The organism is Streptomyces sp. NPDC002958 (genome assembly GCF_055563255.1).
Genome location: NZ_JBVHDS010000002.1, coordinates 255,027 through 271,711 on the forward strand (window position 1 = coordinate 255,027; position 16,685 = coordinate 271,711).

A 16,685-nucleotide genomic window follows, 5' to 3' on the forward strand; every position below is an offset into this window, starting at 1 on the left:
TTGTACACACGTACGACGCCGCTCTTCCAGCGGTGAAGCAGGGGGAACGCCCCGGGGGGTGGGTCAGGAGACCCGCCCCCCCGGGGCGTCGGTGTTACGCGTCCTCGTCGTTGACCCAGCTCATGAGCTTGCGCAGCTCACGGCCGGTGGTCTCCAGGAGGTGGTCGCTGTCCGCCTTCTTGTACTCGTTGTACTTGGGCAGACCGTTGTGGTACTCGGCCATCCAGTTCTTGGCGAAGGTGCCGTCCTGGATCTCCGCGAGGATCTTCTTCATCTCGGCCTTGGTGGCGTCCGTGATGATCCGCGGGCCGGTGACGTAGTCGCCCCACTCGGCGGTCTCCGAGATGGACCAGCGCATCTTCTCCAGGCCGCCCTCGTACATCAGGTCGACGATGAGCTTCAGCTCGTGGAGGCACTCGAAGTACGCGATCTCCGGCTGGTAACCGGCCTCGGTCAGGGTCTCGAAACCGGCCTTGACCAGAGCGGCGGTGCCACCGCAGAGAACGGCCTGCTCACCGAACAGGTCGGTCTCGGTCTCCTCGGTGAAGGTCGTCTTGATGACGCCGGCGCGGGTGCCGCCGATGCCCTTCGCGTACGACAGGGCGAGCGCCAGGCCGTTGCCCGAGGCGTCCTGCTCGACGGCCACGATGCACGGAACGCCGCGGCCCTCCTCGTACTGGCGGCGGACCAGGTGGCCCGGGCCCTTCGGGGCGACCATGCAGACATCGACGCCGGCCGGCGGCTTGATGAAGTCGAAGCGGATGTTCAGGCCGTGTCCGAAGAACAGCGCGTCGCCGTCCTTGAGGTTGTCCTTGATGGACTCCTCGTAGACCTTGGCCTGGATCGGGTCCGGGACGAGGATCATGATGACGTCGGCCTCGGCTGCGGCCTCGGACGGGGTCACCACGCGCAGGCCCTGCTCTTCGGCCCTGGCCTTGGACTCGGAGCCCTCGTGCAGACCGACACGGACGTCGACACCCGAGTCGCGCAGCGACAGCGCGTGGGCGTGCCCCTGGCTGCCGTAGCCGATGACCGCGACCTTGCGGCCCTGGATGATGGACAGGTCGGCATCGTCGTCGTAGAACAGCTCGGCCACTGGATCTCTCCTTGGTGTGCAGGTGTTGCGTCCCACCGTACGGCGGGGTGCATCAGATACGTTTTCGGGTCTCGCCATACGAGCGGCGAGGTGGCGGCGCCTAGGCCGAACGGTCGAGGGCGCGCAGCGAACGGTCGGTGATCGAGCGCGCGCCGCGCCCTATGGCGATGGTGCCGGACTGGACCAGCTCCTTGATGCCGTACTGCTCCAGCATCTTGAGCATGGCCTCCAGCTTGTCGGCGCCGCCGGTCGCCTCGATCGTGACGGCCTCCGGGGAGACATCCACGGTCTTGGCGCGGAACAGCTGGACGATCTCGACGATCTGGGAGCGGGTCTCGTTGTCGGCGCGGACCTTCACCAGGACGAGCTCACGCTGGATCGCAGCGGACGGCTCGAGTTCGACGATCTTCAGGACGTTCACCAGCTTGTTGAGCTGCTTGGTCACCTGCTCGAGCGGCAGGTCCTCGACATTGACGACGATGGTGATGCGCGAGATGTCGGGGTGTTCGGTGGTACCGACCGCGAGCGAGTCGATGTTGAAGCCTCGGCGGGAGAACAGGGCGGTGATCCGGGCGAGGACACCGGGCTTGTTCTCGACCAGGACGGAGAGCGTGTGCTTGGTGGACATGGAGTCGGTCCCTCTCTGTCTCTCAGTCGTCTTCGTTGTCGCCGAAGTCGGGGCGGACCCCACGGGCGGCCATGACCTCGTCGTTGGAGGTGCCGGCGGCGACCATCGGCCACACCATGGCGTCCTCGTGGACGATGAAGTCGATCACGACGGGTCGGTCGTTGATGGAGTTGGCCTCTTCGATGACCTTGTCCAGATCGGCCGGGTCCTCGCAGCGGATCGCGTAGCAGCCCATGGCCTCGGACAGCTTGACGAAGTCCGGGACGCGCGTGCCCTTCGCCGGGATGCCCTCGGTGTCGGCGCCGGAGTGCAGCACGGTGTTGGAGTACCGCTGGTTGTAGAAGAGGGTCTGCCACTGGCGGACCATCCCGAGCGCGCCGTTGTTGATGACGGCGACCTTGATCGGGATGTTGTTGAGCGCGCAGGTGGTGAGTTCCTGATTGGTCATCTGGAAGCAGCCGTCGCCGTCGATCGCCCAGACCGTGCGGTCCGGCATGCCGGCCTTGGCGCCCATCGCGGCCGGGACCGCGTACCCCATCGTTCCGGCGCCGCCGGAGTTCAGCCAGGTGGCGGGCTGCTCGTACTGGATGAAGTGCGAGGCCCACATCTGGTGCTGGCCGACGCCCGCCGCGAAGATCGTGCCCTCGGGGGCGAGCTTGCCGATGCGCTGGATGACCTGCTGCGGCGAGAGGCTGCCGTCCTCGGGCAGGTCGTAGCCGAGCGGGTAGGTGTCGCGCCAGCGGCTGAGGTCCTTCCACCAGGCGTCATAGTCGCCGACGTGACCGCCGGTGTGCTCGGCCTGGACGGCCTGGACCAGGTCGGCCAGGACCTCGCGGGCGTCGCCCACGATCGGGACGTCGGCGTCGCGGTTCTTGCCGATCTCGGCCGGGTCGATGTCGGCGTGGACGATCTTGGCGTACGGGGCGAAGCTGTCCAGCTTGCCGGTGACGCGGTCGTCGAAGCGGGCTCCGAGGGCGACGATCAGGTCGGCCTTCTGCAGCGCGGTGACAGCGGTGACCGCACCGTGCATGCCCGGCATTCCGACGTGCAGCGGGTGGCTGTCGGGGAATGCGCCGAGCGCCATCAGCGTGGTGGTGACGGGTGCTCCGGTGAGCTCCGCGAGGACCTTCAGTTCGGCGGTGGCCCCCGCCTTGATGACACCGCCGCCGACGTACAGCACCGGGCGCTTGGACTGGGTGATCAGCTTGGCGGCTTCGCGGATCTGCTTGGCGTGCGGCTTGGTGACCGGGCGGTAGCCGGGCAGATCCAGGGTGGGCGGCCAGCTGAACGTGGTCTGCGCCTGCAGGGCGTCCTTGGCGATGTCGACGAGGACGGGTCCCGGACGGCCGGTGGAGGCGATGTGGAACGCCTCGGCGATGGTGTGCGGGATGTCCTCGGCCTTGGTGACCAGGAAGTTGTGCTTGGTGACCGGCATGGTGATGCCGCAGATGTCCGCTTCCTGGAAGGCGTCCGTTCCGATGGCCTTGGAGGCGACCTGGCCGGTGATGGCGACCAGCGCGACGGAGTCCATGTGGGCGTCGGCGATCGGCGTCACGAGGTTGGTGGCGCCGGGGCCCGAAGTGGCCATGCAGACGCCGACCTTGCCGGTGGCCTGTGCGTAGCCGGTGGCGGCGTGCCCGGCGCCCTGCTCGTGACGGACGAGCACATGGCGGACCCGGGTGGAGTCCATCATCGGGTCGTACGCCGGAAGGATGGCGCCGCCGGGAATGCCGAATACCGTGTCGGCCCCCACTTCCTCAAGAGACCGGATGAGGGACTGCGCGCCCGTGACGTGCTCAACGGTGGCGGCGGACGATCCGCCGTTACGGGCCCGCGGCTGGGGATGGTGGGCCCCGGTGGCCTGCTCGGTCATCGGCATTCTCTTCTCGAAGCTGAGGGTTTCTGCGGATGTTTTGCGACGGTTTGCCTGGTGCCAGTGCAACAAAAAACCCCTCGTGCCGTGAGGCAAGCGAGGGGAGCGCGTCGGTGTGGTTTGCAGAGTGTCAACGAGGGACTCCGCTTCAGCCGACGCGCTGTCCAAGTACGAGAATTCGGGTGCGCATGGCAATGACCCTCTCTCCGACGCACGCAGCGTGTCAAGTGGGTGGGACAGGCGTCTCAACATGTGAGCCGCTGAGGAGTGGGACCGAGCCGCCGGCCAGGACCGGCTGGGCGGTGGTACTTCCGGGCACCGGGAACTCGCCGCGGGTCAGGGCGCGACGCAGCCGGTACTCGTCCAGCGGCCCGGAGAACGCCATTCCCTGGCCGTGCGTACAGCCCATGGCGCGCAGCGCGAGAACCTGCTCCGGTACGTCGACCCCGTCGGCCACGGACTGCATGCCGAGGTCACAGGCGATGCGCAGCAGGCCACTGGTGATCTTGTACAGCCGGGCGGATTCCACGACGCCCTCGACGAGACCGCGGTCCAGCTTCAGTACGTCGATGGGGAGCCGGCGCAGGGCGTTGATCGCGGCGTAGCCACTGCCGAAGCCGTCGAGCGCGATACGGACGCCGAGCCGGCGCAGCGCGACGAGACGCTGTTCGAGTTCATCGAAGGAGATCCGGGGGTCGCTGTCGGCGACCTCGATCATCAGGGCGCCCGACGGCAGGCTGTGCCGGGTGAGCAGCGCCTCGATGGAGCCGAACGGCGCCCCCTTGTCGAGGAGCTTGCGGGCGGAGAGCCGCACGGCGACGGAGACCGGGTGTCCGGCCCTGGCCCGGTCGGCGGCCTGCTCGACGGCCTCTTCGAGGAGCCAGCGGCCGAGCTCGGCGGTGCGGTCGCTGTCCTCGGCCACGCGGAGGAATTCGGCCGGGGTGAACAGGATGCCCTGGGCGGAGCGCCAGCGGGCCTGAGCGACGACGGCGGCGACGGTGCCGCTGGCGAGATGCACCACGGGCTGGTGGAGCAGGGCGAACTCGCCGTCGCGCAGGGCGGCGCGCAGCCGGGCCGCCAGTTCGGAGCGGCGTACGACTTCGGCCTGCATCTGCGGAGCGTACAGCTCGACGCGGTCCTTGCCGCCTGCCTTGGCGCGGTACATGGCGAGATCGGCGTTGCGCATGAGGTCGCTGGGGCTGATGCCGGGCTCGGCGAAGGCGACCCCGATGGACGCGGCGACCCGGACCTCGCCGGCACCGATGCGGTACGGCTGGGAGAGGGTGAGGCGCAGCCGGTCGGCGATCTCATGGACCTGGCATTCCCGGGCGGCCTGCTCGCGGGTCCCGTCGCCGAGGATGATGGCCGCGAATTCGTCACCGCCGAGGCGGGCCGCGGTGTCGCCGGCCCGTACGGATTCATGGAGGCGGCGGGCGGCCTGGACGAGGAGTTCGTCGCCCGCCTGATGGCCGAGGCGGTCGTTGACCGCCTTGAAGCCGTCGAGGTCGATGAAGAGAACGGCGGTGCCGGGGTCGCCGGAGCGGCGTCCGCCAAGGGCCTGGCGGACGCGCTCGGTGAACAGGGCCCGGTTGGGCAGGTCGGTGAGCGGGTCGTGCTCGGCGTTGTGCTGCAACTGGGCCTGCAGCCGCACCCGTTCGGTCACGTCGCGGCTGTTGAGGATCAGCCCGCCCTGGTGGCGGTTGACCGTGGATTCGACATTGAGCCAGTCACCCGTACCGGATCTGAAACGGCACTCGATCCGAGTGGTGGGTTCCTCGCCCGGAGGGCAGGCGAGGAACCGGCGCACCTCGTGGACCACCCGTCCCAGGTCCTCGGGGTGGATGATCGACGCGAGCTCGGCGCCGACCATGTCGTCGGCATCGCGCCCGTACACCCCCGTGGCGGCGGGGCTGACGTAGCGCAGGACGCCGGTGGGGGCGGCGATCATGATGACATCGCTGGAGCCCTGCACCAGGGAGCGGAAGTGATTCTCCTTCTGCGCCAGCTCCTGGGTGAGGGCGATGTTGTCGACGAGCATGATGCCCTGCCGGACGACCAGGGCGAGCGCCACTGTGCAGCCGGTGAAGACCACGACGCGGTCCACCCGGCGGCCCTCGATGACGTTGTAGAGAATGCCGAGGGTGCAGACGGCTGCGGCGAGATACGGCGTCAGCGCGGCCAGCGAACCCGCGACGGGGCGGCTGGTCGAGCGCGGCGCCTCCCGTTGCGGGACGGCATGGTCCATCGCGCTGTTCGCGCCCCAGGGTGCGTACGCGAGGAGCAGGGAACCGGCGAACCAGCCCGCGTCCAGCAACTGGCCGGAGTGGTAGGTCTGGCGCAGCAGCGGGGAGGTGAACAGGGTGTCGGACAGGACCGTCAGGGCGAGTGCGGCAATGGCGGTGTTCACCGCGGAGCGGTTGACGTTGGACCGCCGGAAGTGCAGGGCCAGCACCATGGAGACCAGCACGATGTCGAGCAGCGGGTAGGCAAGTGAGAGCGCCGCCCGGGCCACGCTCGCTCCCTCGGCGTCCGCGAGATGCGCGGTGTGGGCGAGGGCGAGGCTCCAGGAGAGCGTGAGGAGCGATCCGCCGATCAGCCAGGAGTCCAGTGCGAGACAGACCCAGCCGGCCCGGGTGACGGGGCGTTTGGCGAGGACGAGCAGCCCGACGATGGCGGGCGGTGCGAAGCAGAGATAGAAGACATCGGCGACGGAGAGGCTGGGCACAGGGAGCCCGAGCACGACCTCGTACCAGCCCCAGACCGCGTTGCCGCCCGCGGCCATGAGCGAGGACAGCGAGAACAGCAGCCAGGCGGGCCGGAACCGGTCTCCGCCGGTCCGCTCTCCGCCGGTCCGGGCGTACAGAAAGCAGGAGACGGCCGCGACCAGCGCGGCAGCACTGAGACCGAAATCCCCCATGATGAGGGACAGTTCCAACGAGCCCCAGCCGAGGGCCGCTCCCACCGCGTATCCGCCGCAGACGAGGCCGAGCAGGATCTGCCAGATCAGCACGGACGCACTGCCGACGGCCGACCGCCGGGTGAGGAACGCCCCGAGGGCGCCGGCCGGGGCGCTCACCGGGGCGCACCCGGCGTCGGGTGCGCGCGCGCCCGACGCCTCGCCGGAGCCTGTCGCGGGCTTCCCGCCTGCGTCGCGACGCCCGGCACGCCCGCTCGTCGCGTTGTCGGTTCGTTCGCCCATCGGCCATACATCGCCCGTCGCCCCCTCGCGTGTTGCGTCCTCCCCGGCGCCGCCCCTTCCTCGACGCAGCGCCCCTTTCGGGACGATACACCAGACCCGTCACGCAGGGACATAGCCCATCTACTCTCCGTGACGATCAGGGAGCTTGTCGCAACGGTGTGCAGTCGAGTGGACTCACAGCGTGGTCATTCGGTTATCCGTACGACGTTCTGCACCGGCTCCCCCGCGGCGAAACGGCTCAACTGCCCTGCCACCAGGCGCTTGGCGCGCGGCAGGAACGCCGAGGTGCTGCCGCCCACATGCGGAGTGATCAGGAGGTTCGGAGCATGCCAGAGGGGGTGGCCGGCGGGCGGCGGTTCCGGGTCGGTGACATCGAGGGCGGCGCGCAGCCGGCCGGACTCGAGTTCGAGCAGCAGCGACCCGGTGTCGACGACGCCGCCGCGTGCGACGTTCACGAGAAGCGCCCCGTCCTTCATCGCGGCGAGGAACTCCGCGCCGACCAGTCCTTGTGTGGACGGGTTCAGCGGCGTGGACAGCACGACGACATCGGCTTCGGGCAGCAGTGCGGGCAGGTCGTCGAGCGTCTGCACGGGGCCGCGTGCTGTTGTCCGTGCAGAGCGCGCGACGCGCGCCACCCGCGCGCACTCGAAGGGTGCGAGCCGGTCCTCGATGGCGGCCCCGATCGATCCGTACCCCACGATCAGCACGGACTTGTCGGCGAGCGCCGGGTAGAAACCGGCCCGCCACTCCTCCTTGTCCTGGCCGCGGACGAACCCGGGGAGGCCCCGCAGGGAGGCGAGGATCAGGGCGAGGGCGAGCTCCGCGGTCGATGCCTCGTGGACCCCCTTGGCATTGCACAGCCGTACCCCGGCCGGCAGCAGGCCGAGCCCCGGCTCGACATGGTCGATGCCCGCCGTGAGCGTCTGCACGATCCGGACCTGCGCCATGCCGGCGAGCGGACGGACCGCGATCTCCGATCCCTTCATGTACGGCACGACGTAGAAGGCGCAGTCGGCCGGGTCGGCGGGGTAGTCCTGCGCGCCGTCCCAGAAGTGGTACTCGAAACCCTTCGGGAGTCCTTCGATCTCGTCGGCGGGAAACGGCAGCCATACGTCGGGAGTCTTCGTCGAAGTCATGGTCAGGAGGCTAATCGCCGGGAGGCTGCGCGAAGGGTGGAGGGTGGCAGAGGTTAGTTTGGGGTGCGGTGTGGTCCTGTGACGGCGGGACCTAGGGGAGGGTTCGGGGAGTTGGAGCGCAGGAGTCTCGGTGCGGCGGCGCTGGCCGTGGGTGCGGTCGGTCTGGGCTGTATGCCGATGAGCTGGGCGTACAGCGCGTCGCAGCAGAGTGGTGACCGTGCGTTGCGTGCGGTGCACGCCGCGCTCGACGCGGGTGTCCAACTGCTCGACACGGCCGACATGTACGGCCCCTTCACCAATGAGCTGCTGGTGGGCCGGGCGCTGAAGGGCCGCAGGTCCGACGCCTTCGTCTCCACCAAGTGCGGGCTGCTGGTGGGTGATCAGCACATCGTCGCCAATGGCCGCCCCGGCTATGTGCGACGAGCCTGTGACGCCTCGCTGCGGCGGTTGCAGACCGATGTGATCGATCTGTACCAGTTGCACCGGGCCGATCCCGAGGTGCCGGTCGAGGAGACCTGGGGCGCGCTGGCGGATCTGGTGACCGCCGGGAAGGTCCGGGCGCTCGGGCTCTGTGCGGTCGGGGCGCGGGCTTCTCGCCGACCAGGGGCCCGAATGTATGACGAAACGATCCGTCAGCTGGAGCGTGTGCAGCAGGTCTTCCCGGTGAGCGCGGTGCAGGCCGAACTCTCGGTCTGGTCGCCGGAGGCGCTGGAGTCATTGCTTCCGTGGTGCTCGGCCCGGGGTGTGGGGCTGCTGGCGGCGATGCCACTGGGGAACGGCTATCTGACGGGCACACTGACCCCGGGGCAGGGCTTCGAGAGGGACGATCTGCGGGCCAGGCATCCGCGGTTCACGGCCGAGATGATGGCGGCGAACCAGCCGGTGGTGGTCGGGCTGCGGCGGATCGCCGAGCGGCACGGGGCGACCCCGGCTCAGGTCGCGCTGGCCTGGGTGCTGCGGCAGGGTCCGCATGTGGTGCCGGTGCCGGGGACCAAGCGGGAGCGGTGGGCGGTGGAGAACGCGGGGGCGGCCGGGCTGACGCTGACCGCGCGGGATCTGGCGGAGATCGCCCGGCTGCCCCGGGCGCGGGGGTCGTGGGACTGATCGCCGGGCCGACTTCGTGATCAAATCGCCGGGCCCGACTACGTGATCAACGGGAGAGACATTCGGCGCTCATCGGCACCCCGGGGCGGGGCCGCGGTGTAAGAACAGTAGTTGGGGTGACCGTCGAAGGGATCGGTGCTGTGCGCGGTGTTCTGTTCGGATCTTTACGAGGCCCTGCGGGCCGTCCGGGGCGGCGTCAAGGCGTGCGCGACGGGATGGTGGCCGTGCTGGCGGCGGGTGCGCTGGTCCTGACCGCGGGGTGTTCCTCGGGGGACGGTTCCGGCGGTGCGGCGGGGGCCGGGAACATGCCGCCGCACCGCTCCTCCGCCACCGCCTCGGATCCGTCGGCCTCCCCGTCCCCGTCGGTCGCCCTGCCGGCCGCGAAGGGCTCGGTGAGGGTGGTCTCCACGCTCACCGAGGGCCTCGACTCGCCGTGGGGGCTGGCGGAGCTGCCCGGCGGCGATCTGCTGGTCTCCTCGCGCGACGAGGGCACGATCACCCGGATCGACGGGGAGAGCGGGAAGAAGACCCTGCTGGGCGCCGTGCCCGGGGTGTCGCCCGGCGGGGAGGGCGGGCTGCTGGGCATCGCGGTCTCCCCCACATACGGTTCGGACCATCTGGTGTACGCGTATTTCACGACCGCGTCCGACAACCGGATCGCGCGCATGCAGTACGACGAGAACGGCACGACGCCCGGTCGGCTGCTGGGTGCACCGGACACGATTTTGCGGGGCATCCCGAAGGGCTCGATCCACAACGGCGGGCGGATCGCTTTCGGCCCCGATCACATGCTGTACGCGGGCACCGGGGAGACGGGGGACGACAGGCTCGCGCAGGACAAGAAGTCACTGGCGGGCAAGATCCTGCGGATGACTCCGGACGGCCAACCGCTGCACGGCAATCCGGAGGCCGACTCCGTGGTGTATTCGTACGGGCACCGCAATGTGCAGGGGCTGGCCTGGGACGAGCAGAAGCAGCTGTGGGCGTCCGAATTCGGGAAAGACACCTGGGACGAGCTGAACCGGATCGTGCCGGGAGGGAATTACGGCTGGCCGGAGGTCGAGGGCAAGGCGGGAAAGAAGGGTTTCATCAATCCCGTGGCACAGTGGAAGACGTCCGAGGCGTCCCCGAGCGGGATCGCCTTCGCCAAGGGTTCGATCTGGATGGCGGGCCTGCGCGGTGAACGGCTCTGGCGGATTCCGCTGTCCGGCACGGAAGCCGAGGAACCTCTGGCGGCCCCGCAATCGTTCCTGGAAAGGAAGTACGGCCGTCTGCGTACCGTGCTCGCTGCGGGCGGCGACAAGCTCTGGCTCGTCACGAGCAATACGGACACCCGTGGCACCCCGAAACCGGGAGACGACAGGACCCTGGTGATGGAGGTGCGGTAGCGGCTACAGCAGGTGAAGGGGCGTGCGGCCGGTGTTCAACTTCTTCGAGGCACTCTTCGCGCCGGGCCGTAAGCATGCCGCCGATGAACAGAAGCGGCTGGAGCTGACCCGGGTGGATCTCGGCGTCGGCGACCCGGGACGCGGTCCGATAGACCTGGCCTCCGGAAAGGTGATCGTCAGGGCGGCCGGTACCGACAGCGACCCGGAGGCGGACGGTGACGCGATACCGGACCCGGGTCGTCCCGGACCAGGATCAGGTCCCGGACGACCCGGATGAGGCGTCCGGCGCCTTGGACGGCCGTGGGAAGGTGCGCACTTACTGGGTGGGGCCCACGGTCGGCAGGGGCATGATGAGGTCGAAGTACATGGCGCCGGAGATCACCAGACCAAGGACACCGAGCACGATGCCGGCGGTCGCGACGGCGCGCACCCAGCCGGGCTGCGGGTGGACGGAGGGTACGCCGAAGGCCGGACGGACCAGTGCGAAGAAGCCGACCAGCACGGCGAGCAGTGCGAAGAGGCCGTTGACCATCGCCGTGGCGTGCCAGGCGTCACCGTAGATCTGGGAGATCTGCTGGGCCGCGGTGCCCCCGCTCGCTATCTCGATCTGCCCGATCAGGGTCTCGCGCTCGGCGGCGACCTTACCGGTCCAGGACCCGCAGAGCGCGACAACACCGAGACCTGCCGCGACGACACCCGCGGCGGCCGCGGCGACGCCGGACGGCCCCTGGTCGGCGTCCTCGGAATCGGAGTCCTTGAAGTCGGCATCCGGATCGAGATCCTCATCGGAGTCCGGGCCGGAGCCCGCTCCGGCCTCGTCGGCCACCGCGAGCTCTCCCTCGGCTTTGATCGCCGCCTCGTCGGTGCCGTGCGCCGTGTCCTCGGTCGCCTTCTCCTCGGCCGCCGTCTCCGCGGCCGCCGTCTCCGCGGCCGCCGTCTCCGCGGCCGCCGTCTCCGCGGCCGTCGTCTCCGCGGCGTCGGGAGCCGTGGGGGTGGTGGGGTTCGTGGGAGTTCTGGGGTTCATGTCCCGCACGCTAGGCGGCCCGGATGAGAACCTTCTTAACGTTTGGCCCCGCCCCGTCCCCCCACCCCGGCCTCAGGCCTACCGTGCCCGCCAATCCGGGGCCAGCACGGACCAGATCTCCGAGTCGTGCCGCTCCCCGCGGTACAGGTAGTTCTCGCGCAGCACCCCGTCGCGTGTCATGCCGAGTCGCTCGGCCACGGCGATGCTCCGGGTGTTCGCGGCGGACGCGACCCACTCCACGCGGTGCATGCCGCGCTCGTGGACCGCCCAGTCGATCAGCTTCCGTACCGCCCGGGTGACCAGGCCCCGCCCCTCCCCCGCCGATTCCAGCCAGCAGCCGACCTCGCAGTTGCCCGACTCCTCGTCGAAGATCCGGAACAGGACACCTCCGACGAGCGTGCCGTCCAGCCAGATGCCGTAGAGCCGCCCCGTGTCGGCCGCCTGCTTCTCCGCGTACCGCCGGAGCAGGGCGCGCGCCGATTCCAGGTCGGTGGCGAAGGAGGCGAAGGGGATCCAGGGATCGACGAGCTCGCGGGCCCGGTCCATATGGGCGAGAAACTCCTCCGCCTGCCAGATCTCCAGCGGACGCAGTTCCGCTCCGTCGTCGCCCAGGGATATCGCGAACATCATGCTCCTTCTCGAACCGCTTCCGCCGCCTGCACGGCGTGCACCGCTTCCACTGATTGCGCTGCCTGCGGGATCTTCGCATGCGGCGCGCGGCACTCGGGAGGCTCGATGCTGATCCGGGGCAGCCACCGGTCCAGCCAGCGCGGCAGCCACCAGTTCGCTCCGCCCAGCAGATGCATCAGGGCGGGGACCAGCAGCGTACGGAGAACGAAGGCGTCCAGGGCGACGGCCGCGGCCAGCGCGATGCCGAACATCGCGATGATCCGGTTCCCGCTGAGGACGAACGCGAGGAAGACCGAAATCATGATCACGGCAGCGGAGTTGATCACACGACCGGTCTCGGCAAGGCCGACCCGGACCGCCCGCCGGTTGTCTCCGGTCTCCAGCCACTCCTCGTACATCCGCCCCACCAGGAACACCTGGTAGTCCATGGAGAGCCCGAAGAGCACGGACACCATGATCACCGGCAGGAACGGCTCGATGGGCCCGGGGCTGCCCAGCCCCAGCAGCTCGCTCCCCCACCCCCACTGGAAGATCGCGACGACGACTCCGAACGAGGAGGCGATGGCGGCCACATTCATCGCGGCGGCCTTCAGCGGAATGGCGATCGACCGGAAGGCCAGCAGCAGAAGCAGACAGCCGAACCCCATGACGACGCCGACGAAGAGCGGCAGTTTACCGATGATGATCTGCGCGAAGTCGTCGTAACCGGCCGTCACCCCGCCCACATGGGCCTGGAGCGAGGTGTTCGCCTCGGCCTGCGGGATGACATCCGTACGCAGCCGGTCGACGAGCGCGCTGGTCTCCTGCGACTGCGGTGACGACTCCGGTACGACGGTGACGAAGGCCGTACTGCCGCTGCTGTTGTACGTGACCGGGCCGACCGAGGCCACGCCTTCGGTGGCCCGCAGGGTGGCCGGCAGGCCGTCCATCGCGAGCCGGTCGTCCGCGCCGTCGAGCTCTGCGGCAATCGTCAGCGGGCCGTTGACGCCGGGCCCGAATCCGTCGGCCAGCAGGTCGTACGCCTGCCGGGTGGTCGACGAGGAGGCGTTGTTGCCCTGGTCGGAGGTGCCCAGATGCAGGGAGAACGCGGGCAGCGCGAGGACCAGCATCACCACGGCGGCGAACGCTGCGAGCAGCTTGGGGTGGCGCTCGACGAACGCGGACCACCGGGCGGCGAAGCCGGTGGGCAGTTCGGGCTGTGGCCCGCACTCGGCGAGCTGTCGGCGCTCGCGCCGGCCCAGCGCCCGCATGCCGATGAAGGACAGCAGGGCGGGCAGCAGGGTCACGGAGGCGGCCACGGTCAGGATGACAGTGAGCGAGGCGGCGATCGCCACACCGTTGAGGAACTCGAGCCGCAGGATCAGCATGCCGAGCAGCGCGATGCACACGGTGGCTCCGGCGAAGACGACGGCCCGCCCGGTCGTCGCGACGGCATTCTGCGCCGCCTCGGTGACCGTCATGCCTGTGCGCAGGCCTTTGCGGTGCCGGGTGACGATGAACAGCGCGTAGTCGATGCCGACGCCGAGCCCGATCAGCATGCCCAGCAGGGGGGCAAAGTCGGCGACGGTCATCACATGCCCGAGCAGCACGGTGCCCGCGTACGCCGTGCCGACGGAGACGAGGGCGGTGGCGATGGGCAGCATGCTGGCGGCGAACGAGCCGAAGGCGAGGAACAGCACGACGCCGGCGACGACCACCCCGACGGCCTCGCTGAGGTGGGCGGACGGCACCTCGGTGAGGGCGACGGCCGAACCGCCCAGTTCCACCTGGAGGTGGTCGTCGGCGGCCGCCTGCGCGGTGTCGACGACGGCTTGGGCCTGCTCCACCGGGATGTCTTCGACCCGCTGGTCGAAGGTGACCGTGGCGTAGGCGGTGTGTCCGTCCTCGCTGATCTGCCCGGCGCCGGACGCCCCGTACGGCCCGGTGACGGCGCCGACACCGGGCAGCTCCTCGACCGCGTGCAGGGTCCGGGTCATCGTCTGTTGGACATCGGCGGCCCGCACCGTGGATTCGGTGGTGTGCCAGACGATGGTGTCGCTGTCACCACCGAGGTCGGGGAAGCCGCTCTCGAGGAGCTCGGTCGCCCGGCCCGACTCCGTACCGGGCACCTCGTAGTCGTTGGAGTAGGCAGAGCCCGCGAAACCCGCCGCGGTGGCTGCGCCGCCGAGGGCGACGAGCCAGATGAGGACGGCGATGAGACGGTGCCTGATGCACCAGCGGGCAATGGCACCCAACAGACGTGCTCCCTTATGGTTCGCGATTCCTCAGCGGGACAAAACATGCTTTACCCGCAATGGACATATGACCTGAGAACACCACTCTGGCAGCCAATAGTGATCCTTTGTCCTTTTCGTGGCATTACTCACAATGGTCGCAAGGCTCACAATGGTCCCAAGAATCACCACGGCCCCGCACCGCCTCACCCCGTCAGCCGGAGACGCTCGCCCTGCCGTTCTCGATGTGCCCCATCAGTCGGCGCCGGAATACGTCGTCCCCGTCGACGGTGACGGCCAGGTCGTACCAGCCGTGTGCGTCGGCCGCCGAGTGCACGACCGTACGGCTGCGTCCCGGCTTGACCCTGACGGTCCTGGTCCAGTCCCGCAGGTCCGCCTCGTCGACGTATCCCAGCGGCCGAACGGTGAAGGTCAGCGTCGTCCTACCCGTGTTGCGCAGGGTGAGATGCAGATCCCGCTCATGTGCGTCGACCCGCGAGGCGACCTCGGCCCCTGCCGAAGCGCCGCCCTCGGCGGGCCCGGCGAACTCGCGCCGGAAGCCGTTCGGCCCCGTCACCGTGAACCGGTACTCCGCACCGGTAAGGGGCACCGTCCATTGCGCCGTGCCCCTTACATCCCGGTGCTGCGGTACGGGGAACTCCCCCGCGTACGGATACAGCGCGAAGTGTGCGGACGAGCGCCCCGTGTTGCTGAGGACCACCTGCACCGCCCCGTCCACCAGCGTCGCCCGGGCGTCCGGCTGGTACGGCAGCGCGCGGGCCGGGCGGGTACCGGGCTCCTGTACGGGCATGTGCTGCACGAGCGGCGGCTGCGGCGACCAGCGTCCGCTGAACGGCGGGATGGCGCCCGGCTGCTCCACCTCGGGCCGCTGCCGCGCACGCTTGAAGTCGAAGGCCGAGGTCAGATCACCGGTGACGGCGCGCCGCCAGTCGCTGATGTTCGGTTCCCGCACCCCGGTCCAGCGCTCCAGGAAGCGGATCACGGACGTGTGGTCGAAGACCTCGGAGCAGACGTAGCCGCCCACGGTCCACGGCGACACGACGAGCAGCGGCACCCGTATCCCGAGACCGGTGGGCTTGCCCTCCCACTGCTCCTCGGCCACCTCGGGCGGCGCGACCGGCGGCGGCACATGGTCGAAGAAGCCGTCGTTCTCGTCGTAGTTGATCAGGACGGCGGTGTGCCGCCACACATCGGGGTGCTTGCCCAGCGCGTCCAGGACCTTGTAGACGATCGTCGCGCTGTGTATCGGCGAGGAGACGCTCGGATGCTCGGAGTCGACTGCCGACGGCACCAGATAGGAGACCTCGGGCAGCGTGCCCGCCGCCACGTCCTTGGCGAACTCATCGGCCAGCGTTCCGGTCTCCACCCGGCGCAGCCCACGCTCGAAGAGGCTGCTTTCGGTCTTGTCCAGGGTGGCGACACCCTCCTCCAGCAGCCCGAACAGCCGCTCCCGCTCCGTGGCGTCGGCGTCCCGCACCGCCGAGTAGAACGACTCCATGAACGTATGGCCGCCGGTCTTCGCCAGCGCCTTGCGGGCGACCGCCTTGAAGGTGGCGAAGAACTCGACCTGGTTGTCGGTGAAGTTCTCCCACTCGGTGTAGGTACGCCAGCTGCGCCCGGCCTTCTCCAGCCGCTCCGCGTACGTGCCCCAGTCGTATCCGGGATGCGTGCCCTCGTTGTACGCGTCATTGCCGACGGCCCGCTTGCCGTTCGCCTCGTTGCCCGTCTTCCCGCTCCACAGGTGGTTGCGGTTGGGGCTGGTGGAGGTGTGGATGGAGGAGTGGTAGGCGTCGCAGACCGTGAAGGTGTCGGCCAGCTCGTAGTGCAGCGGGATGTCGCGGCGGTCGTAGTACGCCATGGTGGCGGCCGTCTTCGCGGTCACCCAGCCGTTCATCCACCCCCCGGCCCATGCCTTGCCGCCGCCGCTCCAGGAGTGGTCGAGAGCGCCGATGTACTGAAGGTCCTTCTTCTGCGTCTCGGCCGCGTCGCGCACCGGGAACGGCAGCACGGAGGTGCCCGCAGCAGCGGGCTGCTCGAAGACCTGCTTGCCGGAGGGCAGTTCGATGGCGTTGCGGTCGCCGAAGCCGCGCACTCCGCGGAGCGTCCCGAAGTAGTGGTCGAAGGAACGGTTCTCCTGCATCAGGATCACCACATGCTTGATGGCTCCCAGCCCGCCACCGGACCCCGCCGAGTGCGTAGGCTGCGCCGCGATCGCAGCCTGCAATGACGGCGGCAGCAGAGACCCCGCCGCTGCGGCGCCGAGCGCACCGCCGCCGAGCGCGAAAAGCCGTCGCCTTGAAATGTCCGTGGTCAAGTGAGCCTCCCGAGTCCTGTCGTACAGCCGGGAAGCTAATCAAGGCATGTGGCGCCGAG

Annotated in this window: 12 protein-coding genes; 3 read left to right on the forward strand and 9 right to left on the reverse strand. The window is 69.4% G+C overall.

The genetic code is table 11. The features are described from left to right. Positions 1 to 94: 94 nt before the first annotated feature. From ilvC to ACZ3IC_RS04620, 5 genes are all read right to left on the reverse strand, one after another. Positions 95 to 1,096, reverse strand: a complete 1,002-nt coding sequence (gene ilvC / locus ACZ3IC_RS04600) for a ketol-acid reductoisomerase (RefSeq protein WP_467412562.1) — start codon at positions 1,094 to 1,096, stop codon at positions 95 to 97. A gap of 100 nt (positions 1,097 to 1,196) precedes the next feature. Further along, a complete protein-coding gene (ilvN, locus tag ACZ3IC_RS04605) occupies positions 1,197 to 1,724 on the reverse strand; it encodes an acetolactate synthase small subunit (RefSeq protein ID WP_018102507.1) in 528 nt (175 codons plus the stop codon). Between the two features lie 22 nt (positions 1,725 to 1,746). Further along, positions 1,747 to 3,603, reverse strand: coding sequence for an acetolactate synthase large subunit (locus tag ACZ3IC_RS04610; protein ID WP_467412565.1), 1,857 nt, complete (start codon positions 3,601 to 3,603; stop codon positions 1,747 to 1,749). Positions 3,604 to 3,820: 217 nt separating this feature from the next. Next, complete coding sequence (locus ACZ3IC_RS04615) at positions 3,821 to 6,673, reverse strand: putative bifunctional diguanylate cyclase/phosphodiesterase (RefSeq protein WP_467413119.1); 2,853 nt, start codon at positions 6,671 to 6,673, stop codon at positions 3,821 to 3,823. Between the two features lie 308 nt (positions 6,674 to 6,981). Continuing rightward, positions 6,982 to 7,932: a 2-hydroxyacid dehydrogenase gene (locus tag ACZ3IC_RS04620; RefSeq protein ID WP_467412567.1), complete on the reverse strand. Its 951-nt coding sequence runs from the start codon at positions 7,930 to 7,932 to the stop codon at positions 6,982 to 6,984. Between the two features lie 147 nt (positions 7,933 to 8,079). Between ACZ3IC_RS04620 and ACZ3IC_RS04625 the strand changes: the two genes are divergently transcribed. The 3 genes from ACZ3IC_RS04625 to ACZ3IC_RS04635 all read left to right on the forward strand — a co-directional run bounded on the left by ACZ3IC_RS04625 (position 8,080) and on the right by ACZ3IC_RS04635 (position 10,701). Beyond that, positions 8,080 to 9,036, forward strand: coding sequence for an aldo/keto reductase (locus ACZ3IC_RS04625; protein ID WP_467413122.1), 957 nt, complete (start codon positions 8,080 to 8,082; stop codon positions 9,034 to 9,036). Positions 9,037 to 9,176: 140 nt separating this feature from the next. Then, the gene (locus ACZ3IC_RS04630; RefSeq protein ID WP_467413124.1) at positions 9,177 to 10,424 is read left to right on the forward strand and encodes a PQQ-dependent sugar dehydrogenase; all 1,248 of its coding nucleotides are present in this window, start codon (positions 9,177 to 9,179) and stop codon (positions 10,422 to 10,424) included. 31 nt (positions 10,425 to 10,455) lie between these two features. Beyond that, positions 10,456 to 10,701, forward strand: a complete 246-nt coding sequence (locus ACZ3IC_RS04635) for a DUF6191 domain-containing protein (protein WP_467413125.1) — start codon at positions 10,456 to 10,458, stop codon at positions 10,699 to 10,701. A gap of 39 nt (positions 10,702 to 10,740) precedes the next feature. Here the strand turns inward: ACZ3IC_RS04635 and ACZ3IC_RS04640 are convergent, their stop codons facing one another. The 4 genes from ACZ3IC_RS04640 to ACZ3IC_RS04655 all read right to left on the reverse strand — a co-directional run bounded on the left by ACZ3IC_RS04640 (position 10,741) and on the right by ACZ3IC_RS04655 (position 16,626). Next, positions 10,741 to 11,448 (reverse strand): hypothetical protein, encoded by a 708-nt coding sequence (locus ACZ3IC_RS04640; protein WP_467412568.1) that lies wholly within the window; start codon positions 11,446 to 11,448, stop codon positions 10,741 to 10,743. A gap of 78 nt (positions 11,449 to 11,526) precedes the next feature. Beyond that, entirely contained in the window at positions 11,527 to 12,075 is a 549-nt protein-coding gene (locus ACZ3IC_RS04645; protein ID WP_467413129.1) for a GNAT family N-acetyltransferase, read from the reverse strand. Then, positions 12,075 to 14,312, reverse strand: a complete 2,238-nt coding sequence (locus ACZ3IC_RS04650; RefSeq protein WP_467412570.1) for an MMPL family transporter — start codon at positions 14,310 to 14,312, stop codon at positions 12,075 to 12,077. The genes ACZ3IC_RS04645 and ACZ3IC_RS04650 overlap by 1 nt, the downstream gene beginning before the upstream one ends. A gap of 193 nt (positions 14,313 to 14,505) precedes the next feature. After that, positions 14,506 to 16,626 (reverse strand): phosphocholine-specific phospholipase C, encoded by a 2,121-nt coding sequence (locus ACZ3IC_RS04655; RefSeq protein WP_467412572.1) that lies wholly within the window; start codon positions 16,624 to 16,626, stop codon positions 14,506 to 14,508. Between the last annotated feature and the right edge of the window lie 59 nt (positions 16,627 to 16,685).

Bases quoted from the DNA above. Each gene is read 5' to 3' on its own strand.
- ACZ3IC_RS04620 (WP_467412567.1), bottom strand. From the start codon at position 7,932: ATGACTTCGACGAAGACTCCCGACGTATGGCTGCCGTTTCCCGCCGAC.
- ACZ3IC_RS04610 (WP_467412565.1), bottom strand. From the start codon at position 3,603: ATGCCGATGACCGAGCAGGCCACCGGGGCCCACCATCCCCAGCCGCGG.
- ilvN (WP_018102507.1), bottom strand. From the start codon at position 1,724: ATGTCCACCAAGCACACGCTCTCCGTCCTGGTCGAGAACAAGCCCGGT.
- ACZ3IC_RS04640 (WP_467412568.1), bottom strand. From the start codon at position 11,448: ATGAACCCCAGAACTCCCACGAACCCCACCACCCCCACGGCTCCCGAC.
- ACZ3IC_RS04645 (WP_467413129.1), bottom strand. From the start codon at position 12,075: ATGTTCGCGATATCCCTGGGCGACGACGGAGCGGAACTGCGTCCGCTG.